Here is an 18,778-nt window from a genome sequence, read left to right as displayed (position 1 = left end):
TCGACGTCCACCGCTGGAAGGGGGAGCGATGATCGATCATGTCGTTCTCGGGGTGCACCACCTCGACGAGAGCCGGTTCTTCTACGAGCATGCGCTGCGGCCGTTGGGCATCAAGGTGGTGAGTCAAGGGCCCGAGCTGGTCGGGTTCGGCGACGACAGCGGGCGGCCGTTCTTCTGGCTGGCGGTCCGGGAGCCGTCGCATCGGGTGCACGTCGCGTTCACGGCGGCCGACCGGGCGGCGGTGGACGCGTTTCACGCCGCGGCCCTGCACGCGGGCGGGGTGGACAACGGGCCGCCCGGGTTGCGGCCGGAGTATCACGAGAACTACTACGGGGCGTACGCGTTCGATGCCGACGGGAACAACATCGAGGCGGTGTGCCACCGGCCGGGGTGAGCCGGTTACGGGCCGGGGTGAGCGGGCCACGGTGAGCGGGCCACGCGCCGGGCTGGATTGGGCAGTGCGCGGGCCATGGGTCGGCATGGCGGTGCGGTGAGCGGGCAGGTGCTGGGGAGCGAATCGGGCGAATTGTGACCCTCGCTACTTATGGGTGGTATCTCTGGAGGCAGCCTCGGAGGTGACCGCCATGCAAGCGCCCTTGCCCGCGAACGAAGCCGACCGGCTTGCCGCCCTCTACGAACTGGACATCCTCGACTCCGCTCCGGAGAAGGACTTCGACGACATCGTCGCGCTCGCTTCCAGCGTCTGCGGGGTGCCGATGTCGCTGGTCAGCCTCATCGACACCGACCGGCAGTGGTTCAAGGCGCGGCAGGGCACCGACCTGACGGAGACCTCACGGGATCTGTCGTTCTGTGCCCACGCGATCCTCGGGAAGGACCTGATGGTGATTCCTGACGCGAGTCAGGACCCTCGGTTCACCGGGCATCCGGCCGTCGCGGTCGACGGCGGGGTGCGGTTCTACGCGGGGGCGCCGCTGATCACGACTGACGGGTTCGCGCTCGGCACGCTCTGCGTCGTCGACTCACATCCGCGGCGGCTCGACGTCGAGCAGTTGCAGGCATTGCGCGCGCTGGCCCGTCAGGTCACGTCGCAGCTCGAACTGCGGCGGTACGCCGTCGCGCTGGCCAACACCACCGCGCGGCTGCAGGAGCTGGAGCGCCGCAAGGACGACCTGGCCGGACTGGTCGGCGGGAAGTTGCGCGCGCCGCTGCGGCTGATGCGGTCGTACCTGGCCGAGCTCGGGGACAAGGGGATGCATGACCCGGAGCTGGCCGACCTCGTGGGCCGGGCCACCGCGGCGCACGTGCGAGGGCTGACCGATCTGCTCGACCATCTCACGTCCATGGCGGACGCCGGGCACGGCGCGGACAGCCTGCACATGCGCGAGATCGACCTGACCCGGCTGACCCAGCGGGCGGTCGAGGCCGTGCGGCCCATCGCCGCCACGAAACAGATCTGGATCCTGAACCACGCCGGCGGGCCGTCGTTGCCGATCATCGCCGATCCCGTACGCCTGGAGCAGGTCCTGATGCACCTGCTCTTCGCCGCGGTGAAGTACACCCCGCCCGGTGGGCGCGTGCGCGTGGGCACCGAGATCGAATCGGGTCCCACGGTGCGGCTGGACGACATGGACATGCCGGACGGTATCCGTCCCGACCTCTTCCCGCACCTCTACTACGGCACGATCGCCAACCCGTCCGAGGTGCCGGGGCCGGACCAGGGGCTGGCCGTCGCCAAGCGCATCCTCGACGCGCACCACGCCACGGTGGCGCTCTCCGACCGCCCGGGTGACGGTACGTCGCTGCATGTGGTGTTCCCCTTCGCGGAGAAGGAGGCCGAGCTCGCGGACGTGTGACCTGAGAACCCGCCGGTGAACGCGACCCGGCGGGCCGGGCGGACGGCGGCCGAATGGACGGCGGTCCGGGCGGCGGGCTGAACGGACGGCGGGCCGGACGGACTGCGGGCCTGGACGGACTGCGGGCCGGGCGGCGGGCCTGGACGGACTGCGGGCCCGCTCCCGCCCGGCTGCAGTTCGGGCGGGAGCGGGCCCGGTTCAGGCCCCGCGCGTGTAGACGGGGCCGGTGCCGCCGCCCGGGGGCGAGCCGGCCGACGGAAGGTCCTCGGCGCGCATGACCTGGGTCTGGGACGGGACCGTCGGCCGTGCGGTGGCCCGTTCCGCCGACGGGACCGCCGGTCGCTCGGCGGCAAGGCCCTCCTTCGGGCCCGCCGGCGGCGCGGTGGCCCGGCCCGCCGCCGGGTGGGTCGTCGGCGGGGCGTTGTCGAGGCTCGGGGGCCAGGTGTCGACCGCCGGCGCCACGCTCTGCTGCGGCAGGATGATCGGCGTCTCTGTGACCGGCACGGATTTCACTCCCGCCAGGCCGGCCCGGTGCAGTTTGTGCCAGCGCAGGCGGCCGCCCGTCATGGCCGTCATGGCGGACTGGATCAACACCAGATACATCAGCTGCCGGTACGCGAACTGCTGCAGCGGGAGCCGCAACAGCGGCTTCATCGGCTCGCGGTCGAAGCGGAAGGCGACGGCCGCGGTGAAGAGTTGCAGCGCCAGCATCGCCAGCCAGGCCGTGACCGTGGCGCTGAGCTCCCAGAACACCAGGCCGTACAGCAGCATGATGTCGACGACCGGGGCGAGCATCGGCAGCGCCACGCCGAACAGCGCCAGGAACGGCAGCCCCACCCGGCCGAAGCGGCCCGAGTCGCCCGAGTCCGTCAGCGCCCTGCGGTGCTTCCACATCGCCTGCATGGTGCCGTAGCTCCAGCGGTAGCGCTGCCGGTACAGCTGCTCCAGCGTGGCCGGCGCCTCCGTCCAGGCCTTGGCCCGTTCCTCGTAGACGACCCGCCAGCCGGCCCGGCACAGGGCCATCGTGACGTCGGTGTCCTCGGCGAGCGTCTCGTCGCTGATGCCGCCGACCTGGGCCAGGGCCGTACGCCGGAACGCGCCGATCGCCCCGGGCACGGTCGGCATGCAGTTGAGCACCTCGTAGAGCCGGCGATCGAGGTTGAAGCCGATCACGTACTCGATGTGCTGCCAGGTCGCGACCATCTTGTCGCGGTTGCCGACCTTGACGTTGCCGGCGACCGCGCCCACCGCGGGGCTGGCGAACGGCTGGACCAGCATCCGGATGGAGTCCGGCTCGAAGATGGTGTCGCCGTCGACCGTGACGATCAGGTCGTGGCGGGCCAGGGCGACGCCGGTGTTCAGCGCGTTGGCCTTGCCGCCGTTCGGCACCCGGATCACCCGGACGTTGGGCAGGTGGAGGCGTTCCACGATGGCCGCGGTGCCGTCGGTGGAGCCGTCGTCGACCACGACCACCTCGATGTCCGGGTAGTCGCCGCCGGCGAGCGAGCGGACGGCCGCCTCGATGCCCTCCTTCTCGTTGTAGGCGGGCACGATCACGGACACCGGCTCGGTGACCGGCGGACCCCAGCTGAACGTCTTGCTGCGGCGCTGCCGGGCGTGCCGGGTGGCCAGCACCAGGAGGAGCACCGTACGGCCGATGGTGAGCAGGCCGACGACGAGGAAGAGGCCCGCGATCACCCAGACCAGGCCGTCGGCCAGGCGTACGGTCCACAGCAGTGCCGTGCCGCGCCAGCGGTCGGCGGGCTCGGCCTTCGGGTTGACCGGGAGCAGCGGCAGCGCCTCCGCCGCGGACGCCGCCTGCTGCTGCTCGATGGCGCGGTTCATGCCCTCGGTGACCGTGGTGAACGTGTACCCGCGGGCCTTCATCATCGGGATGAAAACCTTGAGCGCCGCGAGGGTCTGGGCACGATCGCCGCCGGCGTCGTGGAAGAGGATGACCGCGCCGGTGTCGGCGGGCGGGGTGGCGTTCCGGATGATCTGGTCGACGCCGGGCCGCTGCCAGTCCTCGCTGTCCATGTCGTTGACGACGACCAGGTAGCCGCGCTCGCCGGCCTCCTTGACGATCTTCCAGTTCACCTCGTCGATCGCCTGCGGCTTCGAGGAGTACGGGAACCGCACGAGGTTCGTGCGCACGTTCGCGGTACGCGCGATGGCGACCTGGGTCTGCGAGAGCTCGAGCTGCCGCCGCCAGGACGCGAGGCGCTGCAGGTTCGGGTGGGTGAACGTGTGCAGGCCGAGCTCGTTGCCGCGCTCGGTGATCCGGCGGGTCAGCTCGGGGTTCCGGGCGACCGCGGACCCGACCACGAAGAACGTGCCGTGCGCGTCGTTCTCCTCGAGCAGGTCCAGGATCTTCGGCGTCCAGACCGGGTCCGGGCCGTCGTCGAAGGTCAGCGCGATCGTACGGTCGGGGAGCTGGCTGGAGCTCTCCTGACCGCCGGTGGTGTTGATGATCGGGCCGCCCTCGCGGATCGCCCGGGGTACGCCGTCCTGATCGCCGACCTCGGTCTCCACGTGGTCGCCCCGGAACTCGGCGTTGATGTACGCCTGCACGACCAGGACGCCGACGAAGAGGCTGATGAGCAGCACGCCGAGCATGACCCGGGGCGGGGGGAGCACCCGGCGCCGGGACCGGCTGCGGTTGCGGTTACGGGGGGCACTCACAGGTCGGCCTCGACGGTGTGGCCGGTGTCGGGAACCGGGTCGGCGGTTGTGTCCGCGGGGCCGGCGCTGTCTCCCGTGTCGACGGCCGGAGGCTCGGGCGCGCTGCCACCGTCGGTTCCGCCGCTCTTGCTTCCGCCGCTGCCCCCGCTTTTGCTTCCGCCGCTGCTCCCGGTCTCGCCGCTGCCGCCGCCGGTCCCGCCGGTGCCGGTGCTGCCGCTGGCCGATCCTCCGCCGCCGGTCTGGCCGGTGCCGCTGCCACCGTCGGTTCCGCCGGCCGACCCTCCGCCGCCGCCGGCGCTGCCGCTGTCGGTCTCCCCGGGGTTGACCGGGGTTCCGGTGCCGCCGCCCGATCCGCCCGTACCCGGCGGGGCCGGGGGTGGGGTCTCGTCGTCGGTCGCCGGGGGCGTGGTCGCCGGTGTCGTCGGCGTGGTGGGCTTCGTGGTGCCCGACTCGACCGGCCGCGCCGTCGGGACTCCCGGAGCGACCGGCTTCTTGGTCGTCGGCTTCGGGGTCGGCGTACGCGCCGGGCGGGTTGCTGACGTCGCCGGCCGCGGCTGCGTCCCGGCCTCCACAGTGTGCCCGGTGACGGGCGCGTTGCGGCGGGGGAGGACCTCCAGCACGGGGCGCCGGCTCGGCGTGGCCGTGAGCGGCTCCGGCGTGGGAGTCGGCACGGCGATGACCGCCTGGTCGTCGCCGTCCGCCAGGTCGGGCAGCGGCAGCACCGCGCTCGAGCTGACCGGGCCGCCGGCGAGGCTGACGCTCACCAGGCCGCCGTACATCATGCAGATGGCGCCGAAGCCGTACGCGACGCGCCGCAGCACCCGCCGGCGCCGCCCGGTCGAGTCGACGAAGACCGGCGAGGGCTGCGCGACGACGATCACCTCGGTGTCGAGGATTTCGGCATCGGCGGAAATCGGGTTCTGAAGCTCCTGCGAGGTCACGCCGCGAAGCTTAGGAAGGTCTTCGAGGATCTTGACGGGCGTCACTCCATCAGATGACGACCATTCGCGGGAGGCGCTTCCTCCGAAACGGTGAGTCTCTGCGTTTGACCTGATGGCGGGTCTGTGCGCAACGGGCTCGCGAGTCCTGTCTGACCTGCGCGGAATGCATTGCCCGCAGAAGGTTACGCGATTTCCGGCGCGAAGTTGCTGTCGTTTTCACGACTCCCGGACGGGCAATTTCCGAACGAAATTCACCAATACATTAATGGCTTAAAACCCAATATAGCCTTATGCCCGTTTTGCCACAACTCGGAGGTGCGATGAGCAGGGAGTGCTCGACCCGTTACGGTCCATCGCCATTCTGCCAACAAGATTCCCAATAACTGGCGAACGCGACCCGTTGTGTCCGCGACAGCCGCTCGTTAAGCTTTCTCTTGCACGCCCCTATCGCCCGCTTCCCCCGTGGCAGGCGATCGGGGCGTTGCCTATTCCCGCGACGTGATCGTCGATGTGATCGTCCCGGAAGCCGCGGCCCATGGTGGACGGCCCATGGTGGACGCAGGATGCCATCCCTTCAGCAAGCCCCCGGTTCCGTGCCGCCGCATAGGAAACGCCGCGACGCCTGCGGGCGATGCCCCAGGGCGGCGGCACCGGACCCGAGGGGTCTAGGGCGATGCGCGGGGCGGCGACGCCAGGCGCCGCGGGCCGGCGGCGGCCGGACCTGAAGGGTCTTCGGGCGATGCCTTGGACGGCGGCGCCAGGCCCCGCGGCCTGCGGGGGATGCGCGGGGCGGCGGCAGGCCCGGCGGCCTGCGGGCGATGCGCTTGCGGACTGTGCGCAGGCGGGTGATGAGACATGCCCGGCCGCACGCTGATGCTGTGCGGGCTACGGTGAGGCCCGCCGCGTCCGGGGCGCGGCGGGCCTGCTGTCAGTGCACCGTGGTCAGGAGCCCAGGCGCTCCAGCTCCTCGTCCACGACGGACGGGTCGAGCTTGCGGAACACCGGCTTGGGCGCGGCCAGCGGGGTCCCGGCGGCCAGCGGCACCGACTCCCACTTCGCGCCCCGGGTGTAGTCGCCCGTGAGGACCGGGTACGACGGGCCGCCGTCCAGGTCGTCGACCTCGACGATCGACGGCATCGGGGCGTGGACGCCGGTGCCGCCGAGCAGCTCGTGGACCTTCTGCGCCGAGTGCGGCAGGAACGGCGTGAGCAGCGTGTTGGCGTCGCTGACGACCTGCAGGGCCACGTGCAGGATCGTTGCCATCCGGGGCTTGGACGCCTCGTCCTTGAGCTTCCAGGGCGCCTGGTCCGAGAGGTACTTGTTGGCCTCGGCGACCACCTTCATCGCCTCGCCGATCGCGGCCTTCTGGCGGTGCTTGCCGATCAGGTCGCCGACCGTGGCGAAGCCCGCCTTGGCGACCTCGAGCAGCGCGCGGTCCTCGGCGGTCAGCTCGCCCGGCTCCGGGATCGCGCCGAAGTTCTTGGCCGCCATGGAGACCGAGCGGTTGACCAGGTTGCCCCAGCCGGCCACCAGTTCGTCGTTGTTGCGCCGGACGAACTCCGCCCAGGTGAAGTCGGTGTCGTTGGACTCGGGGCCGGCCGCCGCGATGAAGTAGCGCAGCGCGTCGGCGTCGTACCGCTCGAGGAAGTCGCGGACGTAGATGACGACCTTGCGGGACGAGGAGAACTTGCGGCCCTCCATCGTCAGGTACTCGCTCGAGACCACCTCGGTGGGCAGGTTCAGCGCGCCGAGCGAACCCGGCTTGCCGCCCTTGTCGCCCTCGCCGGAGTAGCCCAGCAGCAGCGACGGCCAGATCACCGAGTGGAAGACGATGTTGTCCTTGCCCATGAAGTAGTAGCCCAGGGCGTCGTCGTCGGACCACCACTTGCGCCACGCCTCCGGGTCGCCCGAGCGGCGGGCCCACTCGATCGACGCCGACAGGTAGCCGATGACCGCGTCGAACCAGACGTAGATGCGCTTGTCGTTCCGGTCGCGCCAGCCGTCGAGCGGGATCGGCACGCCCCATTCGAGGTCGCGGGTGATGGCCCGGGGCTGCAGATCCTCCAGCAGGTTCTTGGAGAACTTGAGCACGTTGGGGCGCCAGCCGTCGCGGGTGTCCAGCCACTTGCTCAGCGCCTGCGCGAAGGCGGGCAGGTCGAGGAAGAAGTGCTCGGTCTCGACGAACTCCGGGGTCTCGCCGTTGATCCGCGAGCGCGGGTTGATCAGCTGCTCGGGGTCGAGCTGGTTGCCGCAGTTGTCGCACTGGTCGCCGCGGGCGCTCTCGTAGCCGCAGATGGGGCAGGTGCCCTCGATGTAGCGGTCGGGCAGCGTACGGCCGGTGGACGGCGAGATCGCGCCGAGCGTGGTCTTGGCGACGATGTAGCCGTTCTCGTGTAGGCCGGTGAACAGCTCCTGCACGACGGCGTAGTGGTTGCGGGTCGTCGTCCGGGTGAAGAGGTCGTACGACAGGCCGAGCCCGTGCAGGTCCTCGACGATCACCCGGTTGTAGCGGTCGGCGAGCTCACGCGGCGTCACGCCGTCCGCGTCGGCCTGCACCTGGATCGGGGTGCCGTGCTCGTCGGTGCCGGACACCATGAGCACGTCGTGGCCGGCCATCCGCATGTACCGGCTGAACACGTCGGAGGGCACCCCGAAGCCGGAGACATGACCGATGTGGCGCGGGCCGTTGGCGTAGGGCCAGGCGACCGCGGCGAGAACGTGACTCATGGGGACCAAGCGTAGTGAGTCGCGGACCGGGCTCGCGAACCGACAGGCGCCCGCCCTTTTTGCGCCGACACGCCCTTCATCTCCGCAATTGGGGGCGCATGCCGTAGTCCAATGGGACCCATGACCGGAGACGCGCCGCACCCTGGGGAAACGCCGCGCACCGAGGGCAACCCGTGGTCGTGGGCGGATGCGGACACCGGCGCGTGGTGGCGTGCGGACACCGCGCCGGCGACCGGCACGCGCGAAGCCACCGCCGCCATGCCGGTACCGCCGCGCAAGAGGCCGGCTCCGAAGGCCGCCGCCGCCGAAGGCGAGACGAAGACGGAAACCGCGTGCAAGCCGGAAACCGCGAGCAAGCCGGAAACCGCGAAGCCGGAGGCCGGGCCAAAGCCGGGAACCGCGCCCAAGGCGGAAACCGCGGCTAAGCCGGAGACCGCGCCCAAGCCGGCCTGGCCGCCGGCCGCCGGGACACGAACCCCCACGCCGAAGCCGGCCGCGGCGCCGAAGCCGGCGACACCCGAACCGGCTGGGGAGAGCGCCGCCGCGCGCGAGGCCGGCGCTCAGGACGCCACCGCGTTCTTCCAGGTGCCGGCTTATCTGGCCGACCGCGCTGCGGAGCCCGAGACCACGCAGGCGGAGACCGCGGCCGCGCAGGCGGCGATCGTGGCGGCCGAGGCCGGCGACGCCGAGCCGGAGGACCGGGCGGCGAAGGGTGTCGAGCGTTCCCACGACGAGGTCGACGCCGCACGGTTCAACGCCGAGGGAACGACGACCCGCTACGCGGCCCGCCAGGACGAAGCGGCGAAGACCCAGAAGGCTGAGAACGACCAGAAGGCGGAAGAGGCCCAAGACCCCCAGGACCCTCGCAAGGTGCGGGAGGAAGCCGGGGAGGCGGATGGAGCCGAGGACCTCGGGCGTGCTGCGGCCGTACCCGATGTGATGATCCTTCCCGAGCCGCAGCGCAACCGGCCGACGGTGGTCCTGGATCGCGCGGCGGTGCCCGGGCAGGCATCGGGCCGGCCGCGGCCGGCCCGGACGCCGCAGGACGTGGCGCGGGCGGACCGCGAACTGCAGGAACGGGTACGCGCCGAGCGCACGTCCGCGCTGCTGGAGACGTCGCCGTTCTGGCTGGAGGAGCACGAGCGTCCCGCCGAGCCGGCCCAGGTACGGGTTCCCGTGGCGCCGCGGCAGTCGCGCAAGCGGGGTCGTGAGCCGCGCCGTCCGGCCGGCGGCCTCATGGCGTTGCTGACGCTCGCGCTGGTCGCCGCGTTCTTCTCCTGGGTCAGCGCGGAACCGTTCTGGCTCGCGGTGGGGCACGGCGATCAGGGTGAGGCCACGGTCAGCCGGTGCACCGGATCGGGGGTCACCCAGCGGTGCGTGGGCGACTTCGCCGCCGGGAACGGGCAGTACATCGTGAAGCACGTCGCGCTGGTGGGTGTCGAGCCCGGGCAGACGACCGCGCCGGCGCGGATGGTGAGCAGCGGCAGCGCGCAGGCGTACGTGGGGGACACCGGCCCGCTGGTGCACCTGCGCTGGTCGCTGGGCTTCGTGCTGGTGCTGCTGTGCGGGCTGGGCATCGCCGGGCTGACCGGGGTGCGGCGGCTGGAGAGCCGGCCGAAGCGGCGTACCGCCCTGCTGCTGAGCCTCGCCGGGCCGCTCGCCCTGCTCGCCGGGTTCCTGGTGGCCGCTTACTGAGCGGTGTGCACCAGCGCGTACACCTCGCGTTTGCGAAGGCCGTACGCGTCGGCCACGGCCTGGATGGCATCGCGCCGCGACTCGCCGGCGCTCTCCCGCCGCGCGACCGCCGCGCGGAGCTCCTCGTCGGCCGGACGCTCGGCCGGTCCGGCCGGCGCGCCCGCCACCACGACGGTGATCTCGCCGCGCGGCTCGGCCTCGGCCGACCAGGCCGCGAGCTCGGCGAGCGGGCCGCGGCGGATCTCCTCGTACGTCTTCGTCAGCTCGCGGCAGACGGCGGCCTCGCGGGCCTCGCCGAACGTGCCGGCCAGGTCCTGCAGCATGCCGGTGATCCGGTGCGGCGCCTCGAAGAACACCAGCGTGCGCGGCTCGGCGGCGAGCTCGCGCAGGCGGGACCGGCGCCCCGAGCCGGTGCGCGGCAGGAAGCCCTCGAAGCAGAACCGGTCGCTGGGCAGCCCGGACAGGGCCAGCGCGGTCGTGACGGCGCTGGGGCCGGGAGCGGCGGTGACCGGGAAGCCGGCGTCCAGCGCGGCCCGGACCAGCCGGTATCCCGGGTCGGACACGCTCGGCATGCCGCCGTCGGTGACGACGGCGACGACCGCGCCGCCGCGCAGGGCCTCGACCAGATCGGGGGTACGTCGCTCCTCGTTGCCCTCGAAGTACGACACGATCCGCCCGCTCACGGTCACGCCGAGGTCGCGGGTCAGCCGGGTCAGCCGCCGGGTGTCCTCCGCCGCGACCACGTCGGCGCTCGCCAGCACGTCCCGCAGCCGGGCGGAGGCGTCGCCCACGTTGCCCAGCGGCGCGCCGACCAGCACGACCCGGCCCGTACCGTTCTCGTCCACGACCGGAAGTCCATCACACTCACCCGGCCGGGCCGCCTCCAGGCACCGCGAGGTGGACGGGCAGCCTACGATCGCGGGGTGACTTCGGCGACAGCTGAGACCGACACCGCGAGCCCGCCGCCGGCGGACGACACCCCGGGTACGGGGGCCGCCGACGGCGCCTCCCGCGTGCCCGCCGCCGTCCGCCGCCGCCTGGCCACCCTCGACAACTGGCTCAACCCGTACTCGTGGCTCGTCACGGGCGTGATCGTGGCGATCGCGGCGATCCTGCGGCTGGTCGGGATCACCCACCCGCGGGGGTACATCTTCGACGAGGTGTACTACCCGACCGACGCGTGGGACATGTTGCAGCACGGCGTCGAGTGGGACGAGAAGACCAACGGGCCCGCGTACGTGGTGCACCCGCCGCTGGGCAAGTGGCTCATCGCCCTCGGCGAGAAGGCGTTCGGCAACAACGAGCTGGGCTGGCGCTTCCCGGCCGCGGTCGCCGGCACGCTGATGATCCTGATCCTGATCCGGGTCGCGTACCGGCTGTTCCACTCGGTCGTGCTGGCCGGCACGGCGGGCCTGCTGATGTCGCTCGACGGTTTCCAGCTCGTGCTGTCGCGGACGTCGTTGCTGGACATCTTCCTCGGCCTGTTCATTCTCATGACCTTCGCCGCGCTCGTGCTGGACCGCGACCATTACCGCCGGCGCTGGCTCAGAGCGCTGGAGGAGGGCTACGACCCGGCGACCGCGCACTCGCGGCCGCGGATCGTGCCCTGGTGGCTGTTCGTCTCGGGGATGACGTTCGGGCTGGCCTGCGGGGTGAAGTGGAGTGCGCTGTTCTTCGCGCCGTTCTTCGCGCTGCTCGTGGTGGTCTGGCGGGTGCAGGCGCGCCGCTCCGCCGGGGTGCGCCGCCCGATCGGCTCCGGCCTGGTGGGTGACCTCGGCTACCTGCTGCTCAGCTTCGCGCTCACGGTGATCTTCTACCTCGCCACGTGGACCGGCTGGTTCGTCACGAACACCGGCTACTTCCGGCACTACCGGCAGGCCAACGGGCTCAGCGAGCCGCCGGTCCTGGGCGCGTTGCTCAACCTCATGCACTACCACCACGAGGCGTACTCGTTCCACAGCGGGCTGACCGACCGGCACCCGTACCAGTCGTGGCCGTGGCAGTGGCTGCTGCTCGGCCGCCCCGTCGCGTTCTCCTGGAACGGCAAGGGCGACTGCGGTGCCCCGAGCTGCGCGGCCGAGATCCTGCTGCTGGGCACGCCGCTGCTGTGGTGGTCGTTCCTGCCGGCGCTGGCCGCGCTGGTGTGGTTCGGCATCGCGCGCCGCGACTGGCGGGCCTTCGCCATCGGTACGGGCGTCGTGGCGGGCATGCTGCCGTGGTTCTACTACGCGGTGGCCGACGGCCGCACGATGTTCGCGTTCTACGTGCTGCCCGCGCTGCCGTTCCTCATCCTGGCGGTCGTCTACGTCCTCGGGGCGATCATGACCCCGCCGGAGGGCGTGACCTCGGGCGCCGGGCGCACGGACCGGCAGCTCGTGGGCACTGTCGTGGCGGGCGTCTACGTGCTGCTGGTCGCGCTGTGCTTCGCGTACTTCCATCCCATCTTCGTGGGACAGCTGATCCCGTACGACGACTGGTCCTCGCGGATGTGGCTGGGCAACCGCTGGATCTAGCGTCCGCGCCGGTCAGAGCGTGTACGGCGTCTCGGCGATGTGGTGGTCGGTGAGCTCACGCACCGGCGCCCACACCTCGTAGACGCCGCGCTCGTAGCAGCGGGCGCCGACGGCCGCGACCGCGTCGGCGTCCGGGCGGACCAGCCGCAGCCGCGCCCACGAGTCGTCGCGCTGCAGCACCCAGGCCGGCACGTTGCGCCACAGCGCCTGCTCGGCCCGGCGGCACAGCGACTGCACGGGGTAGCGGGCCGCCCGGGTCAGGGCCCGTACCCGGAAGTCCTCGGGCGGGTCCGCGACGGCCTGGTACTCGTGCTCGTTGATCCGGCCCATCAGGCGGGCCGAGCCGGCGTCGGTGCAGGGCACGTACTCGCGGTCCGGGCTGACCCCGGGCACGCCCTCGAGCAGGTGCCGCCAGCGCGGGCCGGCCAGCCGCAGCCAGCCGTGCTGCTCCGGCTGGTACGTGTAGAGCACCACCTCGTCGCCCGTCCCCGGGTACGCCAGCAGCTGCGCGTTCGCCGGCATGGGCAGGTCGGCGAAGCCCGCGGTGACGAACTCGGGGATGAGGTCGTCGGTGCTCGGCGTGAAGCCGGTGCCGAGGACCATCGAGCCGATCCGGGAGTGCGCGGGCAGGGCGGTCAGCCCGGCCTGCACCGACCCCATCGGGATCTCGAAGTCGATCGGGTCGGTGGCGCGCCAGCGCAGCGCGTACGCGACCGAGTCGTCGGCGGCGCCGTCGGTGCGCAACAGTGCGAGCTCGGCGGGGGTGCGCAGGTGTGCGATGTCGCAGGCGCGGTAGCAGAAGCCGTACGGCAGCCACCCGGCGAGATGCCCGGCGAGCTGGGCCGCCGAGAGCACCTTCGTCATGCGGGTGCCGCGGCGTACGGCCGCGGTGGCGCGGATGCGCTGCAGCACCGCGTCCTGCCGGTGCCCGGCGGACTGGCTCATGGCCTGCACCTGGGACCAGGTCAGGTCACGCCGCAGTGGCGCCATCAGGGGTGGGTCGAGCGGGTCGGTGGCGACGGCTGAGTCTTCGCCGGTCACGGTCACCCCGTGCAACCTAGGGGTCGCAAGTGGACGCTGGGTGAACGGCGAGTTACCCGGACGCGATGTGTGATGCTGGACGGCGATGAACACGCAACCGTCCGAGTCCCGCAAGCAGCGCTCCGCCCGGCGTGCCGGTGAGTTCCCGCCGGCGCCGGAGCCGCTGGCCGTACCGGTCTTCGACAGCCACACGCACCTCGACATCACGGTCCACGAGACCGGCGTGCCGGGTCTTGACGCCGGCGTGCCCGGCGGCGACCCCGTCGAGACGTTGATCACCGAGGCCGCGAAGGCGGGCGTGGACCGGCTCGTGCAGGTCGGCGTCGACGTCGCCTCGTCGCGCTGGGGCGCGGAGCTGGCCGCCCGGCACCCCGCGGTGCTGGCCACGGTCGCGCTGCACCCCAACGAGGCGCCCGGGCTCGCCGATCTGGACGAGGCGCTGCGCGAGATCGAGGCCCTCGCCGGGCAACCGCGGGTGCGCGGGCTGGGCGAGACCGGCCTGGACACCTTCCGTACGGGCGAAGAGGGGCGCGCGGCCCAGGAGGCGAGCTTCCGCGCGCACATCGCCATCGCCAAGCGGCACGGCAAGGCGCTGGTCATCCACGATCGCGACGCCCACCAGGACGTGCTGCGGGTGCTCGACGAGGAGGGTGCACCCGAGACCGTCGTGCTGCACTGCTTCTCCGGCGACGCCGGCTTCGCGGCCGAGTGCGTACGCCGCGGCTACTTCCTGAGCTTCGCCGGCACCGTGACCTTCGCCAGCGCCGGGGCGTTGCGGGAGGCCGCGGCGCTCACTCCTTCGGAGCAGATGCTGGTGGAGACCGATGCGCCGTTCCTGACGCCGGTGCCGTATCGGGGGCGGCCGAACGCGTCGTACCTCATTCCGGTGACCGTACGGGCGCTCGCCGACATCACCGGGCGGGATCTCGACGAGCTCTGCGCGGCGATCTCCGCCAACGGCGAGCGCGTCTTCGGTAGCTGGGGATAAAGCTTCAGGCGGGCAGCGGGTACGCGGCGCAGTCGAGGCGCTCGCCCAGCCCGCCGAGCAGCTTCGCGAAGGCCGTCGGCGCGGCGTTGATCGGGCCGCGGGACACGAACCGGACCGCCCAGCCGTGCTGCGGCGCGACGTTGAAGATGCGGTGCACCACGAGCGAGCCTCGGTCGTCCGGCTCCACGCTGGTCACGCCGCGATACCACCACTCGCCCTGTTGCACGAGCGAGCGGTTGGCCCGGTCGATCGTGACGGTGATCGTGCTGCCGTCGCGGGTGACGGTGAACTCGTCGCCCTTCGCCGGGCGCGCGGCCCCGGTGGCGGCGATCGGCGAGCGTCCGCCCGGCCGGGCGTCCAGCAGCACCTCGGCGACCCGGTCCGGTGTCGACTCGACCACGCCGCGCAGCTCGAGCAGCTCCGTCATGCCCCTGTTCTACCGTGCGGCGTCCAACCGTGCTGCCCCGGTGACGCAGCGTCACGCGTCCGGTTGTGGTGTGGCCGGGCCGGGCCGGGCGGGCGGTGACGTGCCGGCCGTGGGCAGCGCCGTAGGCTGTGGCGTCATGGCTGACGCACTGCTCGGCCCGGCGGAGATCCGGGAGCTCGCCGCGCGCCTCGGGGTGGCGCCGACGAAGAAGCTCGGTCAGAACTTCGTGCACGACCCGAACACCGTCCGGCGCATCGTCGCGGCGGCCGGGCTCACCGGCGACGACGTCGTGCTCGAGGTCGGCCCGGGGCTGGGCTCGCTGACGCTCGGGCTGCTCGGGGTGGCCGCGCACGTCCACGCCGTGGAGATCGATCCGGCCCTGGCCGCCGCGCTGCCGGTGACCGCGGCGGAGCGGGCCGACGCGGCCAAGCTGACCGTGCACCCGGCCGACGCGCTGAAGGTGACCGCCGACCTGTTCGCGCCGGCCCCGAGCATGCTGGTCGCGAACCTGCCGTACAACGTGGCCGTCCCGGTCGTGCTGCACCTGCTGGCTACCCTGCCCACGCTGCGCGGCGGGCTGGTCATGGTGCAGAAGGAGGTCGCCGACCGGTTGGTCGCCGGCCCCGGATCCAAGGTGTACGGCGTCCCCTCGGTCAAACTGGCCTGGTACGCGGACGCGCGCGCCGCGGGGCGCGTACCCCCGGCGGTCTTCTGGCCCGTGCCCAACGTCGACTCCGGCCTCGTGGCCTTCACCCGCCACGAGCCGGTGGCCGACGTGCCGCGCGCCGCCGTCTTCCAGGTGATCGACGCCGCGTTCGCGCAGCGGCGCAAGACGCTGCGCGCGGCCCTCGCCGGGTGGGCCGGCGGGCCGGACCGGGCGGAACGGCTGCTGGTCGAGGCCGGGATCAACCCGCAGGCCCGCGGCGAGGCGCTGACCGTGACGCAGTTCGCGGCGGTCGCGGCTGCCGCGATCGCCCAGGGGCACGGCGGTAAGCTCACCCCGTCCGGCAGCCGGCACGAGGAGGCGGACTCATGACGGTCGGGGTCGTGACGGTCCGGTCCGCTGATCGGGGCAGCGCTCCGTGACGGAGGCGTGGGGTCCGGACGACGACAAGCCGCGCCCGTCCGCCGGTCCGGTCAAGGTACGGGTGCCGGCGAAGATCAATCTGCACCTGGGGGTCGGTCCGGTGCGGCCGGACGGCTTCCATGAGCTGAGCACCGTTTACCACGCGATCAGCCTCTTCGACGAGCTGACCGCGCGCCGCGGCGACACCCTCGCGCTGACCATGGAGGGCGAGGGCGCCGGCGAGCTGGCGCTGGACGAGAGCAACCTGATCATCCGGGCGGCCCGGGCGCTGGCCCGCGCGGCGCGGGTGCCCGCCCACGCCCGCCTGCACCTGCGCAAGTCCATCCCGCTGGCCGGCGGCCTCGCCGGCGGCAGCGCGGACGCCGCGGCGACCCTGCTGGCGTGCGACCTGCTGTGGGGGACCGGCTTCACCAAGGACGAGCTCGCCGAGATCGGCGCGGAGCTGGGCTCGGACGTGCCGTTCCTGCTGCACGGCGGGACGGCGCTGGGCACCGGCCACGGCGAGGTGGTCAGCCCGGTCCTGGCCCGCCCGACGACCTGGCACTGGGTGGTGGCGATCGCCGACGGCGGCCTGTCCACCCCGGCGGTCTACCGGGAGCTGGACCGGCTGCGCGACACGGCCGGCTCGCCGCCGCCGCTGGAGAGCCCGGACGAGCTGATGGCCGCGCTGCGCCAGCGCCGGCCCGAGGTGCTGGGCGCGGCGCTCGCCAACGACCTGCAGCCTGCGGCGCTGTCGCTGCGCCCGGCGCTGGCCGGCGTGCTGAAGGCGGGGGAGCAGGCCGGCGCGGTCGCGGGCATCGTCTCGGGCTCCGGGCCGACGTGCGTCTTCCTCGCGGCCGACGGCGCGCACGCGCAGCAGATCGCCTCCGGCCTGGCCGCGGCGGGTGTCTGCCGGGCGGCGGTGACGGCCCGCGGCCCGATGCCGGGAGCCCGCGCCACCTGACCGGCCCCGCCGGCGCCGGGCGTGACCGGCTCGGCGGGCCGGTGACCGGCCGCGCGGGGCCGGGACGGCCGCCGGGATAGGCTGGGGAGCATCGTGGCCAACATCGTCAATCTGGACCGGGTCAACAAGGGTTACGGCGCCGCCGGTCAGCTGCTCACCGACGTCTCCCTCGGGCTGGACGACGACGCCCGGGTCGGCATCGTCGGCCTCAACGGCGCCGGGAAGTCGACCCTGCTGCGGATGCTCGCCAAGGCTGAGGAGCCCGACTCCGGGCGCGTCACCCACCGGCGGGACCTGCGGGTCGCCGCGCTGCCGCAGAATCTCACGCTGGCGCCGGGCGCCACCGTCCGCGACGTCGTGCTGGGCACCGCCTGGCTCGCCGAGGGGATGGGCGCCGAGCACGAGTGGGCCGGCGACTCCGGCGTACGCGAGATCCTCGAGGGTCTGGGGATGGGCTACCTGGGGCTGGAGTCCCCGGTCGGGCCCATGTCGGGTGGCGAACGCCGCCGGGTCGCCCTGGCCGCGCTGCTGGTGCGCGAGTCCGGCCTGCTGATCCTCGACGAGCCCACCAACCATCTGGACGTGGCCGGCGTGGACTGGCTGGCCCGCTATCTGCTCGGCCGGCGCGGCGCGCTCGTGGTCGTCACCCACGACCGCTGGTTCCTCGATGCCGTCTGCACCGCGACCTGGGAGGTCGTGGACGAGCAGGTACACACGTACGAGGGTGGCTACGCGGCCTGGACCCTCGCCCGCGCGGAACGGCAGCGGGTGGCCGCGGCGGTCGAGGCGCGGCGGCAGAACCTGTTGCGCAAGGAGATCGCCTGGCTGCGCCGGGGCCCGCCGGCGCGCACGTCGAAGCCGCAGTTCCGGATCGACGCGGCGAACGCGCTGATCGCCGACGTGCCCCCGGTCCGCGACAAGGTGAGCCTGCAGCGGCTCGCGACCAGCCGGCTGGGCAAACAGGTGTACGACCTCGAGGGCGTCACGCTCAACGCCGGCCCGAAGACGATCCTGGACGACCTGACCTGGCAGGTGGGGCCCGGCGACCGGATCGCGATCCTCGGCGCCAACGGCGCGGGCAAGACCACGCTGCTGCGCCTGCTCGCCGGGGTCAGCACCCCGGACGGCGGGCGGATGGTGACCGGTTCGACCGTACGGGCGGCGTTCCTGTCCCAGGAGCTCAAGGAGCTGCCGGGGCACCTGCGGCTGCTCGAGGCCGTCGAGGAGGTGGCCAAGCGCGTCAAGCTGGGCGACCGGGAGTTGTCCGCGGGACAGCTCGCCGAGGTGTTCGGCTTCACCGACAAGCGCATCTGGACCCCGGTGAGCGACCTCTCCGGCGGTGAACGCAGGCGGCTGCAGATGCTGCGCCTGCTCGCCACCGAGCCCAACGTGCTGCTGCTCGACGAGCCGACCAACGACCTGGACACCGACACCCTGGCGTCGCTGGAGGACCTGCTCGACTCGTGGCCGGGCACGATGGTGGTCGCCAGCCACGACCGGTACCTCGTGGAACGGGTCACCGACACGGCGTACGGGATGTTCGGCGACGGCCGGCTCGTGCACCTGCCCGGCGGCATCGACGAATACCTCGCGCGCGCGGCGGGTACGCCGGTGACCTCCGTGACGCCGGCGTCCGTCCCCTCGGTGAAGGCCGAGAGCAGCGGCATGTCGGCCGCGGAGCTGCGGGCGGCGAAGAAGGACCTCGGGCGGCTGGAACGTCAGCTCGCCAAGCTCGAGGACCGGATCGTGAAGATCAACGAGGGGCTGGCCGAGCACGGCAGCGACTACGACAAGATCATGGAGCTGGACGCGCAGCTGAAGGCCGTGCAGGCGGAGCGGGCCCAGGTCGAGGAGGCCTGGCTGGAGCTGGCCGAGCAGGTGCCGGAAGCCTGAGCCTGCCCGCGGCGGAAAACCCAGACT

At 72.6% G+C, this 18,778-nt stretch carries 14 protein-coding genes; 8 read left to right on the top strand and 6 right to left on the bottom strand.

Features of this window, described 5'->3' with window-relative positions; all coding sequences use genetic code 11:
- Nucleotides 1-28: 28 nt before the first annotated feature.
- Entirely contained in the window at nucleotides 29-394 is a 366-nt protein-coding gene (locus tag AB0K03_RS29895) for a VOC family protein (protein WP_364691477.1), read from the top strand.
- 190 nt (nucleotides 395-584) lie between these two features.
- Complete coding sequence (locus tag AB0K03_RS29890) at nucleotides 585-1,814, top strand: GAF domain-containing sensor histidine kinase (protein WP_364691474.1); 1,230 nt, start codon at nucleotides 585-587, stop codon at nucleotides 1,812-1,814.
- Between the two features lie 198 nt (nucleotides 1,815-2,012).
- On the opposite strand, the gene AB0K03_RS29885 is transcribed toward AB0K03_RS29890, so the two are convergent.
- The 3 genes from AB0K03_RS29885 to metG form a co-directional block, all read right to left on the bottom strand.
- On the bottom strand, nucleotides 2,013-4,496 hold the full coding sequence (locus tag AB0K03_RS29885; protein ID WP_364691471.1) for a glycosyltransferase: 2,484 nt from the start codon (nucleotides 4,494-4,496) through the stop codon (nucleotides 2,013-2,015).
- Complete coding sequence (locus tag AB0K03_RS29880) at nucleotides 4,493-5,437, bottom strand: hypothetical protein (protein WP_364691468.1); 945 nt, start codon at nucleotides 5,435-5,437, stop codon at nucleotides 4,493-4,495. Before AB0K03_RS29880 ends, AB0K03_RS29885 begins: the two co-directional genes overlap by 4 nt.
- A 942-nt stretch (nucleotides 5,438-6,379) precedes the next feature.
- Nucleotides 6,380-8,164, bottom strand: coding sequence for a methionine--tRNA ligase (metG, locus tag AB0K03_RS29875; RefSeq protein WP_364691465.1), 1,785 nt, complete (start codon nucleotides 8,162-8,164; stop codon nucleotides 6,380-6,382).
- Nucleotides 8,165-8,284: 120 nt separating this feature from the next.
- Here metG and AB0K03_RS29870 point away from each other — a divergent pair, with 120 nt between their 5' ends.
- Entirely contained in the window at nucleotides 8,285-9,859 is a 1,575-nt protein-coding gene (locus tag AB0K03_RS29870) for a hypothetical protein (RefSeq protein ID WP_364691462.1), read from the top strand.
- Here the strand turns inward: AB0K03_RS29870 and rsmI are convergent.
- Nucleotides 9,853-10,704 (bottom strand): 16S rRNA (cytidine(1402)-2'-O)-methyltransferase, encoded by an 852-nt coding sequence (gene rsmI, locus AB0K03_RS29865; protein WP_364691459.1) that lies wholly within the window; start codon nucleotides 10,702-10,704, stop codon nucleotides 9,853-9,855. The genes AB0K03_RS29870 and rsmI overlap by 7 nt on opposite strands.
- Nucleotides 10,705-10,872: 168 nt before the next feature.
- Between rsmI and AB0K03_RS29860 the strand changes: the two genes are divergently transcribed.
- A complete protein-coding gene (locus AB0K03_RS29860; protein WP_364691700.1) occupies nucleotides 10,873-12,372 on the top strand; it encodes a glycosyltransferase family 39 protein in 1,500 nt (499 codons plus the stop codon).
- Between the two features lie 12 nt (nucleotides 12,373-12,384).
- Here the strand turns inward: AB0K03_RS29860 and AB0K03_RS29855 are convergent, their stop codons facing one another.
- Complete coding sequence (locus AB0K03_RS29855) at nucleotides 12,385-13,419, bottom strand: hypothetical protein (protein WP_364691456.1); 1,035 nt, start codon at nucleotides 13,417-13,419, stop codon at nucleotides 12,385-12,387.
- Nucleotides 13,420-13,498: 79 nt separating this feature from the next.
- On the opposite strand from AB0K03_RS29855, the gene AB0K03_RS29850 reads away from it, so the two are divergent.
- The gene (locus tag AB0K03_RS29850) at nucleotides 13,499-14,401 is read left to right on the top strand and encodes a TatD family hydrolase (protein WP_364691453.1); all 903 of its coding nucleotides are present in this window, start codon (nucleotides 13,499-13,501) and stop codon (nucleotides 14,399-14,401) included.
- Nucleotides 14,402-14,405: 4 nt separating this feature from the next.
- On the opposite strand, the gene AB0K03_RS29845 is transcribed toward AB0K03_RS29850, so the two are convergent.
- A complete protein-coding gene (locus AB0K03_RS29845) occupies nucleotides 14,406-14,828 on the bottom strand; it encodes a hypothetical protein (protein WP_364691451.1) in 423 nt (140 codons plus the stop codon).
- 136 nt (nucleotides 14,829-14,964) lie between these two features.
- Between AB0K03_RS29845 and rsmA the strand changes: the two genes are divergently transcribed.
- The 3 genes from rsmA to AB0K03_RS29830 all read left to right on the top strand — a co-directional run bounded on the left by rsmA (nucleotide 14,965) and on the right by AB0K03_RS29830 (nucleotide 18,751).
- Complete coding sequence (gene rsmA / locus AB0K03_RS29840; RefSeq protein ID WP_364691448.1) at nucleotides 14,965-15,864, top strand: 16S rRNA (adenine(1518)-N(6)/adenine(1519)-N(6))-dimethyltransferase RsmA; 900 nt, start codon at nucleotides 14,965-14,967, stop codon at nucleotides 15,862-15,864.
- A gap of 46 nt (nucleotides 15,865-15,910) precedes the next feature.
- Nucleotides 15,911-16,858 (top strand): 4-(cytidine 5'-diphospho)-2-C-methyl-D-erythritol kinase, encoded by a 948-nt coding sequence (locus AB0K03_RS29835; RefSeq protein WP_364691445.1) that lies wholly within the window; start codon nucleotides 15,911-15,913, stop codon nucleotides 16,856-16,858.
- A 93-nt stretch (nucleotides 16,859-16,951) separates the two neighbouring features.
- The gene (locus AB0K03_RS29830) at nucleotides 16,952-18,751 is read left to right on the top strand and encodes an ABC-F family ATP-binding cassette domain-containing protein (RefSeq protein WP_364691442.1); all 1,800 of its coding nucleotides are present in this window, start codon (nucleotides 16,952-16,954) and stop codon (nucleotides 18,749-18,751) included.
- The last annotated feature ends 27 nt before the right edge of the window (nucleotides 18,752-18,778 follow it).

It is taken from the genome of Actinoplanes sp. NPDC049316, from assembly GCF_040677315.1.
GTDB lineage: Bacteria > Actinomycetota > Actinomycetes > Mycobacteriales > Micromonosporaceae > Actinoplanes.
Note: the sequence above shows the minus strand (reverse complement) of the source record. Positions and strands in the feature narration are given on the sequence as shown.

Coding starts and splice junctions, on each gene's coding strand:
- AB0K03_RS29870 (WP_364691462.1), top strand. CDS start 8,285: ATGACCGGAGACGCGCCGCACCCTGGGGAAACGCCGCGCACCGAGGGC.
- AB0K03_RS29890 (WP_364691474.1), top strand. CDS start 585: ATGCAAGCGCCCTTGCCCGCGAACGAAGCCGACCGGCTTGCCGCCCTC.
- AB0K03_RS29850 (WP_364691453.1), top strand. CDS start 13,499: ATGAACACGCAACCGTCCGAGTCCCGCAAGCAGCGCTCCGCCCGGCGT.
- rsmA (WP_364691448.1), top strand. CDS start 14,965: ATGGCTGACGCACTGCTCGGCCCGGCGGAGATCCGGGAGCTCGCCGCG.
- AB0K03_RS29895 (WP_364691477.1), top strand. CDS start 29: ATGATCGATCATGTCGTTCTCGGGGTGCACCACCTCGACGAGAGCCGG.
- metG (WP_364691465.1), bottom strand. CDS start 8,164: ATGAGTCACGTTCTCGCCGCGGTCGCCTGGCCCTACGCCAACGGCCCG.
- AB0K03_RS29845 (WP_364691451.1), bottom strand. CDS start 14,828: ATGACGGAGCTGCTCGAGCTGCGCGGCGTGGTCGAGTCGACACCGGAC.